The organism is Labrys sp. KB_33_2 (genome assembly GCF_052114505.1).
Classification (GTDB): Bacteria; Pseudomonadota; Alphaproteobacteria; order Rhizobiales; family Labraceae; genus Labrys.
Genome location: NZ_JBFREW010000024.1, coordinates 1 through 16139, shown reverse-complemented (window position 1 = coordinate 16139; position 16139 = coordinate 1). Strand labels below are relative to the sequence as shown.

Genomic DNA, 16139 nt, shown 5'->3' with positions numbered 1-16139 from the left:
GCGCCAATATCGCCACACTTATTGCTGCGCGATTAGGTAGGAATGGCTAATATTACCTCCAAGCGATGCTTGAAGGTCGACTGTGGAAACGCTTGCTAACCTCGAATCGTTTGTCCGCAGCGCTGAAACGGGCGGGTTCTCCGCAGCCGCGCGGCGGTTGTCACTTACGCCTGCCGCTGTGAGCCGCAACGTGGCGACACTCGAACGCAACCTCGGCGTCCGGCTGTTTCATCGCAGTACGCGCAAGCTGACGCTGACAGACGCGGGTGAGCGTTTCCTGCTTGAGATCAGGGAAAACCTCGAAGGACTTCAGAACGCCATTTCGAGCGTGGCGACGAACGGCGGAGAGCCGGCGGGCGTACTTAAGGTCAGCATGGGCCTCAACTTTGGGGCCGATTACATTCTCCCGATGCTGCCCGCGTTCCTTGCCCGATATCCTGGTATCCGTCCCGATTGGCAATTCACGACGCGACAGACTGATTTGATCGCCGACGGTTTCGATGCCGCGATTGGCGGCGGCATCGAATGGGGTCCCGGCGTCGTCTCGCGTACGCTCGCGCCGTTGCATCTGATCGCGGTTGCTTCGCCTGAATATATGAAGAAGCGCGGACCTCCGACCGATCCCACGCAGCTTTCCGCATTCGACGGGATCGCATGGCGCTCAGCACGGACGGGCCGGGTCCGTGAACGCATCATGCGCAGTGTCGAAGGCACCGCAATTCCTGTCAGGCTCAGGGAGACGATCGTCCTTGACGATCCGGAAGCGACCTGTCGCGCGGCGCTGCTCGGTCTCGGCGTGACGTTGAACGCCGTGTGCCACGTACTGCCGCATCTGGAGAGCGGCGCGCTGGTCCGCCTGCTGCCGCAGTGGTACATCGACGAAGGGCCGATCTCGATCTACTACGCGTGCCGCACGCTGCTCCCGTCAAAGACCCGTGTCTTTGTCGATTTCATCGTGGATGCGTTTCGACGCCAGCGGCTCGCTGAAAGATTTGCTGGCAGTATCGGCTAAGAGTGATGCCGACCATTCACATGGACCGGCGCCGAATGCGAACCTTCAGGGATCGGCGATTCATGCAAGCCAGTCGGCTCCGAACTCCTACATGTGAGGCTGGGAGCGGATATTCCCCGGCTAAGGACAAACTATGTTGTGATTCGCGCGCAAAGATTGGTTCACTGAGAGAGCAATTCGAACTCCTGGCCGCGTGAGCGCCACCGCCTGTGTATAAGCACCGAAGTGGGACCCCCGGCTCGGCAACGGCCAACGTTTTGACTTAGCTCGTGAATTCTATAGGCGACTGGGGTCCTGACCAACGCCGATCGTGACCCCACCCCAAACGAATTTCCTCGCGCTCTATCAAAGCGTTGTAGTCGTTTGAGGTGGGATCCCGCGCTGGAATCTATTAACAACTGCTCGTCTCTGGGCGGTCTGGTCGGAGGCGCCGAGCGTGGGATCTATCATGCTGCCAAGCACGGCGTGCTTGGGTTCATCAAGAGCGCTGCGCTTGAATACGGGAGATGTGGAATCCGCATCAACGCGATTTGCCCCGGACTGATCTGGACGCCAATGGCCGATCAGATGGTGGCCGGCGGCCAGGGCGACGCGCTCAAGGCGATGGAAAAGAGCATTCCGATGGGACGCGTCAGTCACACCGAGGAGATTGCGAACGCAGTTCTTTGGCTTTGCAGCGACGCAGCGAGCTACGTGACTGGCCAGTCCATCTCGGTGGATGGTGGCTTCATCCTGCGCTGAGCGTCAAAGCAGAGAGTGAGGGAAAGCAGCCCGGCGATGTCGGATACCGGGCCAAGTCAGTTGCCTGCGGACCATTATTGCACCGCCCTGATAAGGTCCGATTTGCGACGTGGCCGACGCGTGAATGTCTATTGCCGCAGCTGGCCGCCGAGAAAGCAAACTCTACGTGTTGGTTTGGCCGGATATTTTGGATCGGTCGGCCACATCCTCCGCTGTGGTCACCTCGGCGGGGCGACGGCCGGCAACTGGCCGATGGCCTTTCTTGCATCTGCAAGACGGTCCGTCCGAACCGCCGGAATTCGCCAAGGCAATTTAGCTCTTGCCGCCCAGAATCACATGGGCATGCTCAGAGCCGGACCAGATCAGGCGGAAGTGATAGAGGGATTGCCTGGCCGGTTTTCGGAGTGCTGCTGCGAGAGGAGACCCAATGACCAAGCCTCGGATATATTCGATGAGCTTTGCCAGCGTCTATGCGCTCTATATCGCCAAGGCGCAGAAGAAGGGCCGTACCAGGACTGAGGTCGACGAGATCATCCGTTGGCTGACGGGCTACACTCAGGAAGGGCTGGGCGCTCAGTTGGAAAAGAAGTCCAGTTTTGTGGATTTCTTTGCCGATGCGCCTCGACTGAATCCTGCACAATCCCTGATTACCGGCGTGATCTGCGGCGTCAGGGTCGAAGACATCGAAGAGCCGACCATGCAGAAAATCCGCTACCTGGACAAGCTGATCGATGAGTTGGCTAAGGGCAAAGCGATGGAGAAAATCTTGCGTAATTGATGTGATCGCACCAATTCAGTCTCTCGTGACTTCGCGCTCGCCAGGCATCTCGCACCAGCCTCGGGTTTAGAACATTCATTCGTGTCACCGTTCGCCGGGATGGCCGCACGACGCGTCAAGGCTCTGGCTTTTGCCTCGGCTCAAAACCCGTTCGCCGTGCCAACAGCCTACGAGCCGGACGACCGCCACGAGAGGACCGACATCGTCGCAAGGCAGAAAGCGGCAAAGGCAAGAGCGGTATTGGCTGCATGAGAATATTCCCATTGATGCCGGAGCGCTTCCCAGTTTGTGGGAACGGTCGTCCAGTTCTGCGTCGCCTGGTTGGCGGGCAGCGTTCAGATGAGGAAGATCGCAAGCATGAGGACGAAGCACAGCGCCGTGAAGACAGCGAGCCAAAACGGCCAAATCTGCGAGCGGACGAAAATGGCCAGCAGGATGTCGATGACGAGTGCCGCAGGCCAGAGCGACCCGAGAATGGCCCATCCGGAATAGATGCCCTGGACAATGAAATAATCAGCTTGCGCCATCGCGATCTTGTTGGGCAGGGCGGCCAGATGTGCTCCTGCCGGAATGAGCGCGAGGGCCGAAATAACGACGGCGAGGAACTGAATGATCCTGATCGTCATGCTGTCTGTTCCTTTCTTCGCCGGGTGCCGCCTTGCGGTGGCCGCATGATCGTCCAGTGCTTACAACTGGTTGAAACACCCGGACGAAGCGCGTTTCGATCTAGGCGGCCATCCGCGCTTCATTTGGAATGATCTCGGCAAATCCCTGTCGCCACGACGGATAGCGCGGTGACCACCCAAGCTCCCGCTTGGCCTCGACGTTGGAGCCCGCGCGCGACTGCGTCATCATGACGACGATGTGCTCTCCCGCCGCCAGTCGGCCAATCCATGCGGGCACACGGAACGGCGGCTTTGCGCCGAGCATCGCGGCGAGTTCAGGGAGCCAATCATGCACCGGTGCGGGATCGTCATCGACAATATTGTAGATGCCCTGGCCGTGCTCGACTGCGAGCGCGGTCGCTTCCGCCGCGTCGGTGATATGCAGAAACGACCACCACGCCGTGCCGCCGCCGATCACCGGCATGCGGCGCTTGCGGATCTGTTCGATCATCGAGGGATCGAAGACGCCGGTGTCAGGGCCATAAACCCGCCATAGCGTAAGGCAACGCCGGTGATCCCCGGCGTTGTCGTAACGGCGTGCTCAAGATAGCGGATGGCGTCGAGCGTGCCACGATGCTCTTGCGGCGGATTGTCGTCGAGCGGATCGTCCTCGGTTTTCACATATCCGCCGACCCGGGCATAAGGCCAGCCGCAGAAGCTTTGCGCCACCATCCGCTTCACGCCGCAGTCATGCGCGGCCGCGAGCAGATGGTCGGTTCCAAGGGTGCGCAGCCGGTTGCTGCCGGCGACGGCGCGGTCGAATTGGCGCAGGTCCGACGCGCCTTTCAAATCTGTCAGTTGATGCACGATCACATCCGGGCGTGCAGCGACCACTGCGGCGTGAATGGCTTTCTGATCGAGCGCGTCGGCAACGACAGGCTCTGCGCCGAGGTTCCGCAGGAGCCCGGCCTTCGCTGGCGTTCGCGTCAATCCGACGACGCTATGACCTTTGCAGATCAGGAGCGGAACCAGACTGCGTCCGACGGCGCCCGTCGCGCCTGCAACGAAAATGCGCATGGCATCACCTCTTGTCTTGATTACTTACCTCAAAGTAGGTTAGTATTGCTGCCGATGGATTCAAGGGTAAGAAAGCGCCTGAGCGCCGAAGCGCGCCGGGCCAGGATCATCGAAGCGGCCGTATCCGCCTTTGCTCGCGACGGCTACGACGCCACGAAAATGGACAGCATCGCGGCCGGCGCCGGGATCACCAAGCCGGTGCTTTACGACCATTTTCTGTCGAAGCAGGCGCTGTTCCTGGCGGTACTGGAATCGATCCGCGACAGCCTGCTGGCCAGGGGCAAGACAATCGTGGGCGAGGACGCCGATCCGGAACAAAAATTCCGCCGCTCGGTCGACACCTTTCTGGAATTCGTCGAGCAGGCACCGGATGCAGCTCGGGTGCTGCTGACGGTTCCGGCAAGCGATCCGGTTGCGGCGAAGGTTTCGCGCGAGGTCCAGGCCGGCGCGTCCGCCGGCATCGCCGCCCTGCTGGCCGCGTTCATGCCGGGCCGCATGCCGTGGCATCGACAGGCGACGGCGGTGTTTCTGAAAGAGGGTCTCCACGCGGTGGCCGTGTGGTGGCTCGATCATCCGGGACCGAGCCGCGAGGAGATCGCGGACATCGTCCTGGATGCCGCATGGCTGGGATTGCGAGGGCATGCGCGCTGACGGTGCGCAAGGAAGGTCCGAGCGATCTCGAGACGTGAACGGAGCCTCATGAGGTTTCAAGACACAGGAGCGCTCGATGATGACATCCAGTCGACCCGATCATCATGCACTTGCCGAAACGTTGAAACGCCGGGTCTTCCAAGGCCCCGGCGAGACGGATCCGGCATTGCGCCAGCGCGTCGCCGCGAGGGCGGCAGGCGGCCCACCGATAGAAGCGCCATACGATGATCTCGCCCGCCAGATCGGCGAAGCGGCATCCGGCACGACGGACGCACAGGTGGCGGATGTCCTGGCCGCCGCCCGAAGCGAGAAGGCCGCCTTCGAGCTGATCGCAGCCGCGGCAACTGGAGCAGCCTTGCTGCGCTGGGAGCGCTCGATCAAAGCTCTGGAGGAGGCCCGTCATGCGCCTGCCTGAAATCGATCGAGGTGACACCGTCACGCATCGCCTGCTCATCGGCTTCATTTCGATGGTATCGGGGATGCGGTTGCCAGATGCCGTCCGCGTGGCGTTCTACCACAAGCAATTCTTCAGCACGCCAATGGGCGCATGGACGCATGCGGCCATGCGCGGTCCGAGCCCATGGAGCGTCGCGGAGCGCGAGCTGATGGCCGCCATGGTCGCGAAATGGAATTCGAGCGCCTTTTGCATTGGCGCCCACGGCGCCGTCGCGGCGAAGACGATGACACGGCCGTCGGTCGATGCCGTGCTCGCCGATTTCCGCACTGCGCCCATTTCTCCGGCTCTCAAGGCAGCGCTGGTGTTCCTTGAGATCATGACGCTCCGGCCTATGGAATTGTCGGCGGAACACGCAGCGGCAGCCCTTCGATCAGGGGTGACGGAAGATGCTCTGCAGGACGCGATCGCCGTGGCGACGGTCTTCAACATCATCGCGCGCTACGCCGACGTGCTCGATTTCGCCATGCCTTCGGTGGAAGAATTCGATCGCGCCGCCACCATGCTTCTCAAGCGGGGTTATGCCGCATAGAGCTGCAAAGGCGATGAAGAGGTCCGATCGATCGAAAGAGGTGATCCATGAGAGATCTTGCACTTCAGATCGCCGGCGCATTGGCGATCGTCGTCGCCATCGTCCACGGCGCGATCGCCGAATTGCAGGTGTTTCCGAAGGTCCACATCGAGTCGCGCCGAAGCCTGCGCCTGCTCCGCATGGTCTGGCAGGCAAGCACCATCGACTGGATCTGCATCGGCGCACTGCTGATCGCGGCGCCCGCCTTGGGATCCGAGATCGCCCGATGCTGGATCATCGCGGCGGCCGTCGTCGTCTACGGTTATGCGGCCATCGGCAACGCTGTCGCCAGCCGTGGCAGGCATGTCGGCTGGTGCCTCATGGGCCTGGTCGTCGGGCTCTCGCTGATGGGCCTGTAGAAGAGAGCGAACATGAAACCGCGTGAGCTTGTCGAAGCCTGGGTCGAAACATTCAATAAACGCGATATCTCAGCCCCGTGGAGTTCGAGGAACAAGCTATGTTAGCTTAACCTGGCGCCCGAAAAACCGGCAGTAGGCCATTTCGCGGCGACCTTCGCGGAGAGCGGGATGTGGAAATCGGAAGCTTCAGTTCGAGAAAAGCATCGCTCCGGATCAGCGATCTAGCGAACACCATGTATAATTTTTTCCGCGAGAAACGAACGTCTTTTCATTGATGACATCGTAGGAGAAGCGATAAGTGCCGGAAGAATACTGTATCCTGGTACCGCCATCTGTGCATTTGGCCGAACCTGAATAACGGCTGCCCGCCGAACTCTCCTTGCTGCCCCCGTTCAACACGGAGGTGCTTTCAGGATCTGCCCGCCTTCCGTGTGGTGAACCATTTTCACCGCATGCGGGTTGCAGAAGACAGCGATCATATCGATGATGCCGCTGGGTGGCCGACCTCCTGACAAACTCGGTCTGTCACCCCTCTGCCATCACTAGCCCGGCTCGCCTTGTGCGGCCAGGCTTTTTGCTGCCGGCACCAGCCGGTAACGCGACCATAGAACGCAACCTGCAGTATTGCCCGAAGCAGCGATCCAGCCGAACATACCCGGGTGGATCGACCTTTCCCCCAGTACTCCGTCCTATCGATCCGCATTGTCATGAACTCGCCCGGCTCGTTCTCCCGCGAGCCGGGCTTTTTGTCACCGCAATTCATATTCAACGTGGGATGGTGCCGCTCCGAGACGGTTCTAGGTAGAATCCACGTCTTGTCAAAATTTGAATTCCGGCCTCATGGTTGGAAATGACGCTGTGGCATGTTCAGCACGCGCGTGACGCGATGGACCAAATCGATTGGTATCCTACCCAAGAGGAGGCCATCGAAGCTGCCTGCCGCCTTATCGATCTTGGCCGTGATGTTTGTGGGATCGGCGCTGGTTCTCTCGGCGACACAATCACAAGAGACGATATCGCTCGCATCTATGCCATGTGGTTTAGAGCGCGGCTACCGTTTGGCATTGGGCCGAGGGGGGTGGCTCTGCGAGTTAAGGTCTGAGACGCTGAAATCCGGCTTACGGCATCAGTGGAGTAGGACGCTCATGGACACAGATCAACCCGGGACCTCTCAGCAAGAAGCAAGCCGCCAAGCCGAAACAATTAATGCCTATTGGGCTGAACGAGGAATGATAGCGGGTGCGAGGGTTGTGCGGATCTACGATGAAAGGGGGACGTTCCTGTCCTACGGGGTAGCGAGTATGCTGCGTCTTGCCCCGTCGCTGGATCATCCTATGTGCACCGTCGCAATGAAGTGATTGTGTCACTTTGGCATTACAGACAGTGGGCGGCTTGGGGCTCTCAACCTGCCGCTCGAAATCGTCCGCCGGGACGTTAGCAACGCGGATGGCTGTGACCGCTTGCCGTTTGGACATGACCGCCCGCTCGGCGGCGTCCTTCGTGTCGCAACTTTAGTATCGCTGACGGTGCTATTGTTTTGGTTTGCTCCGTGCGCCGGCTCAATCTGCTTCAGAAGCTCGCCCGCCCGGCGGATGGCCCGATCCCTGATGCGGACGGCCATCTTCATAAGCTCGTTGTCCTGGGACTGACAGGGTCCAATAAACCCTTGCCCACATGGTGATATCGGGACAATTTTCGCCCGTTCTTTCTATCTGATCCAGCCTGAGGGAAGTGGAATGCCTGCCGGTACCGTCAAATGGTTCGATGCCCAAAAAGGCTGCGGTTTCATCAAGCCTGACGATGGCGGCCCTGATGTTTTCGTCCACATCGGCGAAGTTGAGCTTCCCGGCTATAGCGAATTGCGGGACGGGCAGCCCATCAGCTACGAACTGATCACCGACCGCAAGACCGGCAAAGCGAAGGCGGGCAACATCAAAGTGCTGTAGCTCCCTTCAGCGTCGGCGCCAATGCCGAGCACGGATGGCGCAGGCCATGATGAAGGCGGCGCGGGACGTCGGCTCCAATCCGCAGTTAACCGCGCATTTGAATGCCGGACAAATTAGCGTCGAAGCTGTCGGCGTCTTTTTTACCTCCACGACCACCGCCGACGTCCGCGACCAAGTCGAGGTCCTGCTGGTCGACGGCCAGAAGGTCACGGTAGCCGACATCAAGCGCATGAAGGCGGAGGCCAAGGGCGCGGGGTCGACAACCTGACCAAGCGCAACGCCAAGTTGTCGAAGGCCAAGAAAAAGGCTACCGATGAACTCGACGCCATCCGCGCCAAGGCAGAAGCGAAAGCAGCCAAGCAGACATATGCCGAGGTCGCAGCCGAGATCGACGCCAGGGACGCCCGCATCCGCGAATTGACGGAGGCGAACGTCAAGGCCAATACCGAGGCGCGCGACCTCCGCACGCAACTTGCCGGCAAGGCGAAGGACAAGGCCGACAAGGCGCGCGCCGCCATCAAGGGCCTTAGGGAGCGCAACGCCAAGCTTGCCGAGAAGGCCAAAGGCAAACCGGTCGCCATTGATCTTAGGCCATTCGCGCGGAAGCCGAACGGGTGGCGCTGGCGAACGTCGATCTACTCCTCGACCCTCGTCTTGCGCATCGCAATCAGCCACTCGATGGCCGCCTTGCGGCTCGCAAACGGCCTCCCTTCACCCGTGCTGTGATCAGGCCAATAGAGCGGACGGACAACCCAACGCTCGAATGGAGAGTTGCTTATGATGCATGCCACGCGCCCGATGTAGGCGTCGTCGATTTCGACCTCAAACATGTTCCCCCGGTGGCATGGCAAGGCGGCCCGACCACCGCAGTCCACGGCAGCGGCCGGGCCCGCTGGTCGGAGACGTTTCGAAGGGCCGGCCAGCTCAGGAATGATAAGTTTTTGCACTCTTCAGGTGTGAGCCTTTCAAGGATGTCCTTCATTGCGGCCGTCAGCTCATCCAGCGAACGAGCGCCGGCATGGCGCAGCCAATGCTTGAGCTTGGCGAAGAACTGTTCGATCGGGTTCAGATCCGGGGAATATTGGGGCAGGAAGAGTAATTTTGCTCCAATGGAACGGATGAGGTCACGGACGGCTTTGCCCTTGTGTGAGCCGGGATCCATGACAACGATATCGCCCGGCTTCAAGGTCGCAATCAACTCGGCTTCGACGTAGGCGTGGAAACTCTCGCCGTTGATCGGGCCCTTCAAGACCCAGGGCGCTTCGACCCGATCATGACGCAGGGCTGCAATGAAAGTCTGGGTCTGCCAGTGGCCATGCGGGACATCGGCCTCGATCCTCTTGCCTCGCTCGCCCCAGCCGCGAAGAGGAGCCATGTTCGTCTTCGTCCAGGTCTCGTCAATGAAGACGAGGCGTCTGGGATCAATCAGGGGCGTGTATTTGGCCCATTGCTGACGGCGTCGGGCAACATCGGGACGGCTTCGCTCACTGGCAACCAGCGTCCTTTCTTAAAAGACTAATGCTGCTCGTGCAGAAAATTCCAGACGGTGTGACGATCGGCCTTTACCCCGCACTCAGCCAGTTCCTGGATCAATTTGGCGATCGTGAAGGCACTGCCATCCCGGCAACGTGAAACCAGCCAATCATGATGTTCTCCGCTGATCCTGCGCGCCTTGTAGCCGCCCATCTTCGCTGGAGCTGCGCTGCCGGTCTCCCGCTCCCGCCGAAGCCATCGGATCGCTGTTGTCGCCCCAATCTTGAAGCGATCAGCGGCCTGATGGCGCGAGAGCCCTTCTTCCTTGACCGCTGCTACAACACGCTCGCGAAGGTCCATCGAATAGGGACTTGTCATGCGCTGCGCCCTCCAACCCGCAGATAGCTTGAATCACTTCTCTGCTGATTTGAGAACGATCACCAGTCGGAGAAATTACACTCCGCTCTAGCCGGATGGCGACTTCGGCTTCCTCAGCGTTCAGGAGTAGCCGCTCTGCCACTTTCGCAATATCTTGGTACCATCCCAGCGCTATCCCGTCTGAATAGCCATAGGCGCACAGACAGACGCGTCGGACAATGATGCGGGCCGATGGCACTGATAACCCGAGGGGGCTTCCTGCTTCTCTAAGAGACGCACTCACCAGGTGGGAACGGAAGATTCCGGCATTCCTCTGACGCATTGGAGCGACAAGCGGCCGGCACCTCCAGAAGCCTCTCATCCCCTCCCTCTCAGACACAAGAATGTATCCGGCACATTGCGGGCTCCATAAAGCTGCACGCCACCGCGCCAGTCTTCGTGGATATCGACGGCGTCCCATTTAATGCCGAGGTCAACGACGGGCGCCAGCGGCAGGCAAGCTGTCCCAGCTCTCGCCGTTGGTCACGACAAGGATGTCTTCCATTTGCTTATTCGCAAAACCGCCCCTTCGGTCGGGATGGAAGCCCTTAGCGCCAGTCTTTGTGCGCAGGCAAGAGCAGAAAGGCGGGGTGACAACTAGCCCGCCTACTTGTGCGGCTTAGCCGTTTTGACGCGCAGCACATAGCAGCCGGTTGTGTCGACATCGGCCGGAGAAACCTCTTCAGCCGTTTCTAGGAGAGGCTCGCCGCCTATCTTTTGAATAGCCGGCCTGGTCCGCTTGAAGGGCGCAAGTATGGGAATGCGTCTGTTCGGATCCATCGTGAGGTAGTTATAAACCACAACCACGCCTGCCCCCTCTGCCGACTTGGAAGAAAGGTGTTGGAGTTTAGCCCTAAACTCCCGCACGGATCAATGAAAAGGCGACGCCGCTGCCACCAGCGGCACGGGCTTACACCCTTCAGGCTTAAATGGGTTGTCGTTAAGTTGTTGCAGAATTCGAACAATATGTCGTAACGTCAATATCCATATTTACCCACGACCTCAGGTCAAAACCGGATTTTGGGGGATATATGCGGATCGCCACGAGCCTGTTTGGACTCATTGTGGGAGTGACAATTTTCACATCTCCAGCGGGAGCTGAGAATCTTTCTCTTCGCATAGCCCGCGCCGACACAATGATCGACCCGAATACGGAGCGCCCCGCTGTTGGCGTGATGTTAACCGGGGAGAGCGCCCAAGCGTTTGCGCGCTTTACGCAAGCCAATGTTGGCCGCCAGATCCGTGTCATCGCGAATGGGAAGGTAATAGCCTCGCCTGTCATCCAAACCCCGATTGTCGGCGGCAAGCTTCAATTCTCTGGCTCGCTCGGAACGAAAGAAGCTAGCGATTTGGCAAACTCTCTCTCAGCGGATGGCGGAACCGTTGAAGTTGAACCCGTAGAGAAAAAGCCATAACTGCCATCAAGGCAGGTCAGGTGCTGGCAATTCCGACAGAGACAATGCCAATCGGTAAAGAGTGTCGGCCCATTCACTAGGGTCAAAATCCAATCATGGTATTGAAAATTAAGGCGTAAATTGATTCAAGGTATCTTTGCTGAAGCATACCTTGAGACGTCGCGTTCATTGTTCTGGTTGTCGGATGAGGCATGGAAGGTGACCGAACTCCATCTGCCGAAGAACCAGCCAGGCGCGCGTCGGGTCGATGACCGGCGAGTGATTTCCGGCATCATTCATATGCTCAAATGCGGCGGCCGCTGGGCGGATTGCCCTGCCGAATACGGACCGACGACAACGGTCTACAATCGCTGGAACAGGTGGAGCCGCCGGGGCTTGTGGACACGCATCCTGGCCGCGCTGACTGAGGAAGGCTGGATCGCACAGACCGGCCAGATCGACAGTAGCTACATCAAGGCCCACCGTTCTGCTGGAGGAGGAAAAGGGGCGCGCGAGCCAATGCCATTGGCCTCTCGCGCGGCGGCCGGCCGTTGCCTGAGTTTTCCGCCGCTGTATCCGCCATCGGCGAAGACATGGCGCAACCAGGGATGGCGATGACGGATGTCGTTCAGCGCGGCAACGGCCCCATCGCGATCGCGAATGTTGGCACCATGAACCACAAGCCCGACCAGATGGCCAAGCGTATCGGTGACGATGTGGCGCTTGCGGCCTTGGACTTTCTTGCCAGCATCGAAGCCCCGGATGCCGCCGCTTTGTGTGGTCTTACGTGCTCGACTACATCGAAATGTTCTACAACCCGAAACGCAAACACGTCAGGAACGGGATGCTGTCGCCCGTCGAGTTCGAGAAGCAGCAGAAAATCTAACCCGAGGGTGTCTACAAAACTCGGGGCTATTCACCTTGTGGCCGCGGTCGGGCGGCCGGAGGCTTTCGACCGATCGCGTGATCTTTCGGCCTGGCTCGGCATCGTTCCCAGACAGTTCACCACCGGCGGCAAACCCACGCTGCTCGGGATCAGCAAGCGCGGCAACACTTATCTTCGCAAGCAGTTGATCCATGGGGCACGCGCGGCTTTACCCCATCGGCCGAGCGCGACACGCCGCTCGGCCGATGGGGTAAGCAGCTCATGAGCAGAGCTCATCACAATGTCGCCGTCGTCGCCTTCGCCAACAAGCTGGCTCGGATCGCCTGGGCCCTTTTGCGACGGGGAAAGCGCTTCGACGCCGACGGTGCATCCATGCCGGCGTAGTCATCGGTCGACTTGGCTCGAAAGAGCCGATCGACCAAGCAAGTTTGCGAGAGGGTGAAAGACGAGATGGCCTGACAGTCGAACGGCGCGCGGGAATCCTGGTTCAAAAAACGGCGGTCGACGCCGAGAGTTTTATGAGGACCTGGGCGCGCGTATCTCCATCTTGGCAGGGAGAAGCATCTCCGAGGCCGGATACGTTGAAGCAGACTGATCAAGGCGATCTCAACAAACCCCTTACAGACGGGGCGGGCCATACGTTTTTGAACGTCCAGCCATGGCCACGAAGCCAGGCGCTCAGGGCACTGCGGCTGATCCCTACCGATTGCTCGGTGTCCAGCCGCTGCACCATCTCGTTGAGCGTGATGTCCTTGCATTCTTCGATCAACCCGACGATGAAGGCTTCATGCACATCAAGGCTGGAGGAGCGGTTCCGGCCGGGTCGCCGAGGCGCCAACTCGCCCACCTTCGCTCGCGCTATCCAGCGGATCGCACTCGAAACGCCTACGCCGAACCGCGCAGCAGCCTGGCGCGCCGACATGCCTTCCCCCGAAGCCTTCAGACCCGGGACCGCAGATCCCCGCTCAGTGCTCTTCCCATCGTCAACCTCTCCCGTAAGGTAGAGGTTGAATCAGCTCACAAGCCACCTGTCACATCACAATCGATTCATCGATCGCAGAACACGCTCTAGGAAGTAAAAGGAGCCGCCCGGATCGAAGTCACCGGACGGCCCTAGTCTTGGGAGGAAACGCCCAAGGAGGGCAACAGGACCAGCGGATTCCGCCAATGCTGCAACGCACAACTTAAGGCGGCATCAATGACCCCGCAAGCCCAAGAGATAACCAGCTGCTGACGAATTGCTGCACAATTGAGGATTGATAGTCCTGACCAGTGGGTATGCCGCGCTGATCTCACAACATTCCAGGCGCACGCATCGTGCCGGAACTCAGCAGGCGCACATATCTCTGCAAAGATGCCGGAACCATTCTCGTCTGAAACGCTATTCCTGTCCGAGGGAGATTGCAGCTGCAGTTCTGGAGGCTTGGTTCCTAGTGGGAGGGAGTAGGACAGGTATTGCCACCAAAACGCGTCGAAGCTGCGGCAGATTAGCAGTGGGGATTTACGCGGTGGTCGTAATTGCGAGCCGCCACTGCACCAAAGCGGCAGCCCGGAACAGCTTCAGAGTTTTGCGTAGGATGAGGTGACGCTCGACGTTGCATGTGTTGTGGGCTGCGGCATTGACACGACACGACCAAAAACGAAATCTTTTCCAATCGTTACTACGACCTAGTAGGCATTATGTATATTGAGAAGCCGAATGGGAGTCATGAAAAGTATTTTGATGTCGAACCAAATAGACCAGTGCTCGATGTAATAGAGATCAAGCTCAATGCGTTTCTCGATTTTTTTCCCTGAGTCGATCTCGCCGCGCCAGCCATTGATCTGGGCCCACCCCGTTATGCCGGGCTTGACCCGATGCCGGGCAAAATAATGCTCCACCACCTTGCTGTATTGGATGTCGCGGGTGCGGGCGGCAATGGCATGTGGGCGCGGGCCGACGAGAGAAAGGCGGCCTGTCAGCACGTTGAAGAGTTGCGGCAACTCGTCGATGGAGGATTTGCGGATGAACTGCCCCACACGTGTGACGCGAGGATCGTCTCGAACAACGGCGTTGAGGGCGGACGGATCGCACATATCGGTGTACATTGAGCGAAACTTCCAGACTTCTATGATCTCGTTGTTGAATCCGTGCCGCTTTTGCTTGAATAGGATCGGTCCACGGCTCTCTAATTTTATCGCCACAGCGGTAGTGAGCATCAACGGTGACAGTACAATCACACCAATCACGCCAAAAATCATATCGAAGACGTGTTTGGTTACATAATCCCACTGCTTGATTGGGGAATCCAGAAGGTCGACCATCGCAATAGAGCCGATATAAGAGCAGGCACGTGGGCGGAACGGCAAATGGGGGCCGTGCATGGCGAGCTTGATCTCGATCGGCAGCACCCAGACTTTCTCCAGAATGGCTGCAATCCGTTCTTGTTCCGACAGCGGCAACGCGAGGATAAGGACTTCGATACGACTGATCCTTGCAAATTCCAGAAATCCGTCCATGTCGCGGATCCGGCAATGACCGCCCGTGCCGGTAGAAATGTAGTTCGCCTCGGCATCATCGAAGATGCCGCAAAGTTCGACCTGGTGTCCTGGTTGCTGCGCGATCAGGGTCATGAGTCGCTCAGCTGCAACCCGATTGCCTATGACGATCGTGCGGCGGCTCATTCTGCCTTGTTTGGTCAAATTGGCGACCAGGAATCCGACAAAGGCGCGCAATCCGATGAAGAGCCCAAGCCCAAAAAAATACCAAGCGATCAACTCGAGCGCTGACCGCGTTAACGGGATTGTCAGCAAATAGGCAACCAGGGACATGCAGACAAAAGCGCCGGTCCACGCAATAACCTGACGGTCAGGCTTCGCGAACGGATTTCGTATCGTCTCCATGCGGTATCTTGTCATGAAGTTGAGGCAACGCATGCCGACGAAACCAGCAATGACACTCTTAAAATAAAGACCGATTAGATCGTTTAGGTTGTGCCCTGTAGGGAAAAAAGACAAGAAGAATATGGCTGTCGATATGACTAGAAAATCTACAATTTTAAAATAAGTCGATATATTTTGTTCGGTATATTTCCTGAGCTTGGAAACAGACGGTATGTTGGAGTTCAGGCCCTTAACTGGTTCGCCAGCACGTATTCTAGGCGATTGAATTTCAGCGACGACGTAGCTGTCCTCCGAAGCAAATTTATGTGCGTTCTCTCTGCTTGGCATGCGAGCACCCGACCGTGATCCTAACTGGTGGCAGCATCCGAGCAAGCCCCGGGGCCAAGCTAGGCTTGACAATTGCGCACAACCTAGAGGCTGGTTCTTTATCGTTTTTCAGCAGGAAGCAAGGCTTACTAGGTTAATATAATCCTTTTTTAGAGCGCGCACATGAAGTCGATACCGCAATTAATCAATTTTAGTACAAAAGAAGGAACCAGGTAATATCTTGCGTAAAATGCATATAGCGACATAACCATATTTTGTGATTTAAACGACGAGCATAATGGCGATAAATACCATATACTCGTTCGCATAATCTTTGACGCATTGAGTGGCAGACTTTAACCAATAGCGGTGTCATGCTGGGATTTGGATGAGGCGCGTGCCGCCGCCATGCCGCCCTTCATCCGACCCGATGCAACTGCACTGGGCTTGCATGATTTCGACGAGGCTATCCAACATTGATGGGTTGCGGGCTGTTGCAGCGCTGGCGGTGTTCGTCCAGCATGCGGGCGGCGATGTGCTGCGCGCAAGTTCTGCGGCAATGGCGCTGCACCCCATTTTCGAGGCC

At 58.5% G+C, this 16139-nt stretch carries 16 protein-coding genes and 6 pseudogenes; 15 read left to right on the top strand and 7 right to left on the bottom strand.

The features are described from left to right. The first annotated feature begins 82 nt into the window (after nucleotides 1-82). The 3 genes from AB4037_RS30865 to AB4037_RS30855 all read left to right on the top strand — a co-directional run bounded on the left by AB4037_RS30865 (nucleotide 83) and on the right by AB4037_RS30855 (nucleotide 2531). Entirely contained in the window at nucleotides 83-1012 is a 930-nt protein-coding gene (locus AB4037_RS30865) for a LysR family transcriptional regulator (protein WP_441774123.1), read from the top strand. 363 nt (nucleotides 1013-1375) lie between these two features. Next, on the top strand, nucleotides 1376-1753 hold the full coding sequence (locus AB4037_RS30860; RefSeq protein WP_441774122.1) for an SDR family oxidoreductase: 378 nt from the start codon (nucleotides 1376-1378) through the stop codon (nucleotides 1751-1753). A 427-nt stretch (nucleotides 1754-2180) separates the two neighbouring features. Continuing rightward, nucleotides 2181-2531 (top strand): DUF2200 domain-containing protein, encoded by a 351-nt coding sequence (locus AB4037_RS30855; protein ID WP_441774121.1) that lies wholly within the window; start codon nucleotides 2181-2183, stop codon nucleotides 2529-2531. Between the two features lie 335 nt (nucleotides 2532-2866). On the opposite strand, the gene AB4037_RS30850 is transcribed toward AB4037_RS30855, so the two are convergent. From AB4037_RS30850 to AB4037_RS30840, 3 genes are all read right to left on the bottom strand, one after another. Next, nucleotides 2867-3157 carry a hypothetical protein gene (locus AB4037_RS30850; protein ID WP_441774120.1) on the bottom strand — a complete coding sequence of 97 codons (291 nt, stop codon included), beginning with the start codon at nucleotides 3155-3157 and terminating at the stop codon, nucleotides 2867-2869. 100 nt (nucleotides 3158-3257) lie between these two features. Continuing rightward, entirely contained in the window at nucleotides 3258-3647 is a 390-nt protein-coding gene (locus AB4037_RS30845) for an NAD-dependent epimerase/dehydratase family protein (protein WP_441774119.1), read from the bottom strand. After that, nucleotides 3644-4213 (bottom strand): NAD-dependent epimerase/dehydratase family protein, encoded by a 570-nt coding sequence (locus tag AB4037_RS30840; protein WP_441774118.1) that lies wholly within the window; start codon nucleotides 4211-4213, stop codon nucleotides 3644-3646. The genes AB4037_RS30845 and AB4037_RS30840 overlap by 4 nt, the downstream gene beginning before the upstream one ends. Before the next feature lie 54 nt (nucleotides 4214-4267). On the opposite strand from AB4037_RS30840, the gene AB4037_RS30835 reads away from it, so the two are divergent. From AB4037_RS30835 to AB4037_RS30805, 7 genes are all read left to right on the top strand, one after another. Continuing rightward, on the top strand, nucleotides 4268-4864 hold the full coding sequence (locus AB4037_RS30835; RefSeq protein ID WP_441774183.1) for a TetR/AcrR family transcriptional regulator: 597 nt from the start codon (nucleotides 4268-4270) through the stop codon (nucleotides 4862-4864). A gap of 76 nt (nucleotides 4865-4940) precedes the next feature. Next, a complete protein-coding gene (locus AB4037_RS30830) occupies nucleotides 4941-5279 on the top strand; it encodes a hypothetical protein (protein ID WP_441774117.1) in 339 nt (112 codons plus the stop codon). After that, entirely contained in the window at nucleotides 5266-5850 is a 585-nt protein-coding gene (locus tag AB4037_RS30825; RefSeq protein WP_441774116.1) for a carboxymuconolactone decarboxylase family protein, read from the top strand. Before AB4037_RS30830 ends, AB4037_RS30825 begins: the two co-directional genes overlap by 14 nt. Nucleotides 5851-5897: 47 nt before the next feature. Further along, entirely contained in the window at nucleotides 5898-6248 is a 351-nt protein-coding gene (locus tag AB4037_RS30820) for a hypothetical protein (RefSeq protein WP_441774115.1), read from the top strand. 1736 nt (nucleotides 6249-7984) lie between these two features. Next, on the top strand, nucleotides 7985-8194 hold the full coding sequence (locus tag AB4037_RS30815; protein ID WP_441774114.1) for a cold-shock protein: 210 nt from the start codon (nucleotides 7985-7987) through the stop codon (nucleotides 8192-8194). Between the two features lie 34 nt (nucleotides 8195-8228). Further along, complete coding sequence (locus AB4037_RS30810; protein WP_441774113.1) at nucleotides 8229-8462, top strand: hypothetical protein; 234 nt, start codon at nucleotides 8229-8231, stop codon at nucleotides 8460-8462. 17 nt (nucleotides 8463-8479) lie between these two features. Then, nucleotides 8480-8920, top strand: a complete 441-nt coding sequence (locus tag AB4037_RS30805; RefSeq protein ID WP_441774112.1) for a hypothetical protein — start codon at nucleotides 8480-8482, stop codon at nucleotides 8918-8920. A 211-nt stretch (nucleotides 8921-9131) separates the two neighbouring features. Here AB4037_RS30805 and AB4037_RS30800 read toward each other — a convergent pair. Continuing rightward, nucleotides 9132-10045 (bottom strand): annotated as a pseudogene (locus AB4037_RS30800) (IS630 family transposase); the annotation flags it as partial. 1070 nt (nucleotides 10046-11115) lie between these two features. Between AB4037_RS30800 and AB4037_RS30795 the strand changes: the two are divergent. Continuing rightward, the gene (locus tag AB4037_RS30795; protein WP_441774111.1) at nucleotides 11116-11499 is read left to right on the top strand and encodes a SecDF P1 head subdomain-containing protein; all 384 of its coding nucleotides are present in this window, start codon (nucleotides 11116-11118) and stop codon (nucleotides 11497-11499) included. Nucleotides 11500-11667: 168 nt separating this feature from the next. Further along, nucleotides 11668-12065 (top strand): annotated as a pseudogene (locus tag AB4037_RS30790) (transposase); the annotation flags it as partial. On the opposite strand, the pseudogene AB4037_RS30785 reads toward AB4037_RS30790, so the two are convergent. Continuing rightward, a pseudogene (locus AB4037_RS30785) lies at nucleotides 12027-12275 on the bottom strand (transposase); the annotation flags it as partial. The pseudogenes AB4037_RS30790 and AB4037_RS30785 sit on opposite strands and share 39 nt — an antisense overlap. On the opposite strand from AB4037_RS30785, the pseudogene AB4037_RS30780 reads away from it, so the two are divergent. The 3 genes and pseudogenes from AB4037_RS30780 to AB4037_RS30770 form a co-directional block, all read left to right on the top strand. After that, nucleotides 12266-12364: pseudogene (locus tag AB4037_RS30780) on the top strand (IS3 family transposase); the annotation flags it as partial. The pseudogenes AB4037_RS30785 and AB4037_RS30780 sit on opposite strands and share 10 nt — an antisense overlap. A gap of 25 nt (nucleotides 12365-12389) precedes the next feature. Then, a pseudogene (locus AB4037_RS30775) lies at nucleotides 12390-12575 on the top strand (transposase); the annotation flags it as partial. Between the two features lie 50 nt (nucleotides 12576-12625). Then, complete coding sequence (locus AB4037_RS30770) at nucleotides 12626-12748, top strand: hypothetical protein (RefSeq protein WP_441774110.1); 123 nt, start codon at nucleotides 12626-12628, stop codon at nucleotides 12746-12748. Between the two features lie 262 nt (nucleotides 12749-13010). On the opposite strand, the pseudogene AB4037_RS30765 reads toward AB4037_RS30770, so the two are convergent. Continuing rightward, nucleotides 13011-13345 (bottom strand): annotated as a pseudogene (locus AB4037_RS30765) (IS630 family transposase); the annotation flags it as partial. A 687-nt stretch (nucleotides 13346-14032) separates the two neighbouring features. Beyond that, complete coding sequence (locus tag AB4037_RS30760) at nucleotides 14033-15574, bottom strand: undecaprenyl-phosphate glucose phosphotransferase (RefSeq protein WP_441774109.1); 1542 nt, start codon at nucleotides 15572-15574, stop codon at nucleotides 14033-14035. Nucleotides 15575-16139: the final 565 nt, after the last annotated feature.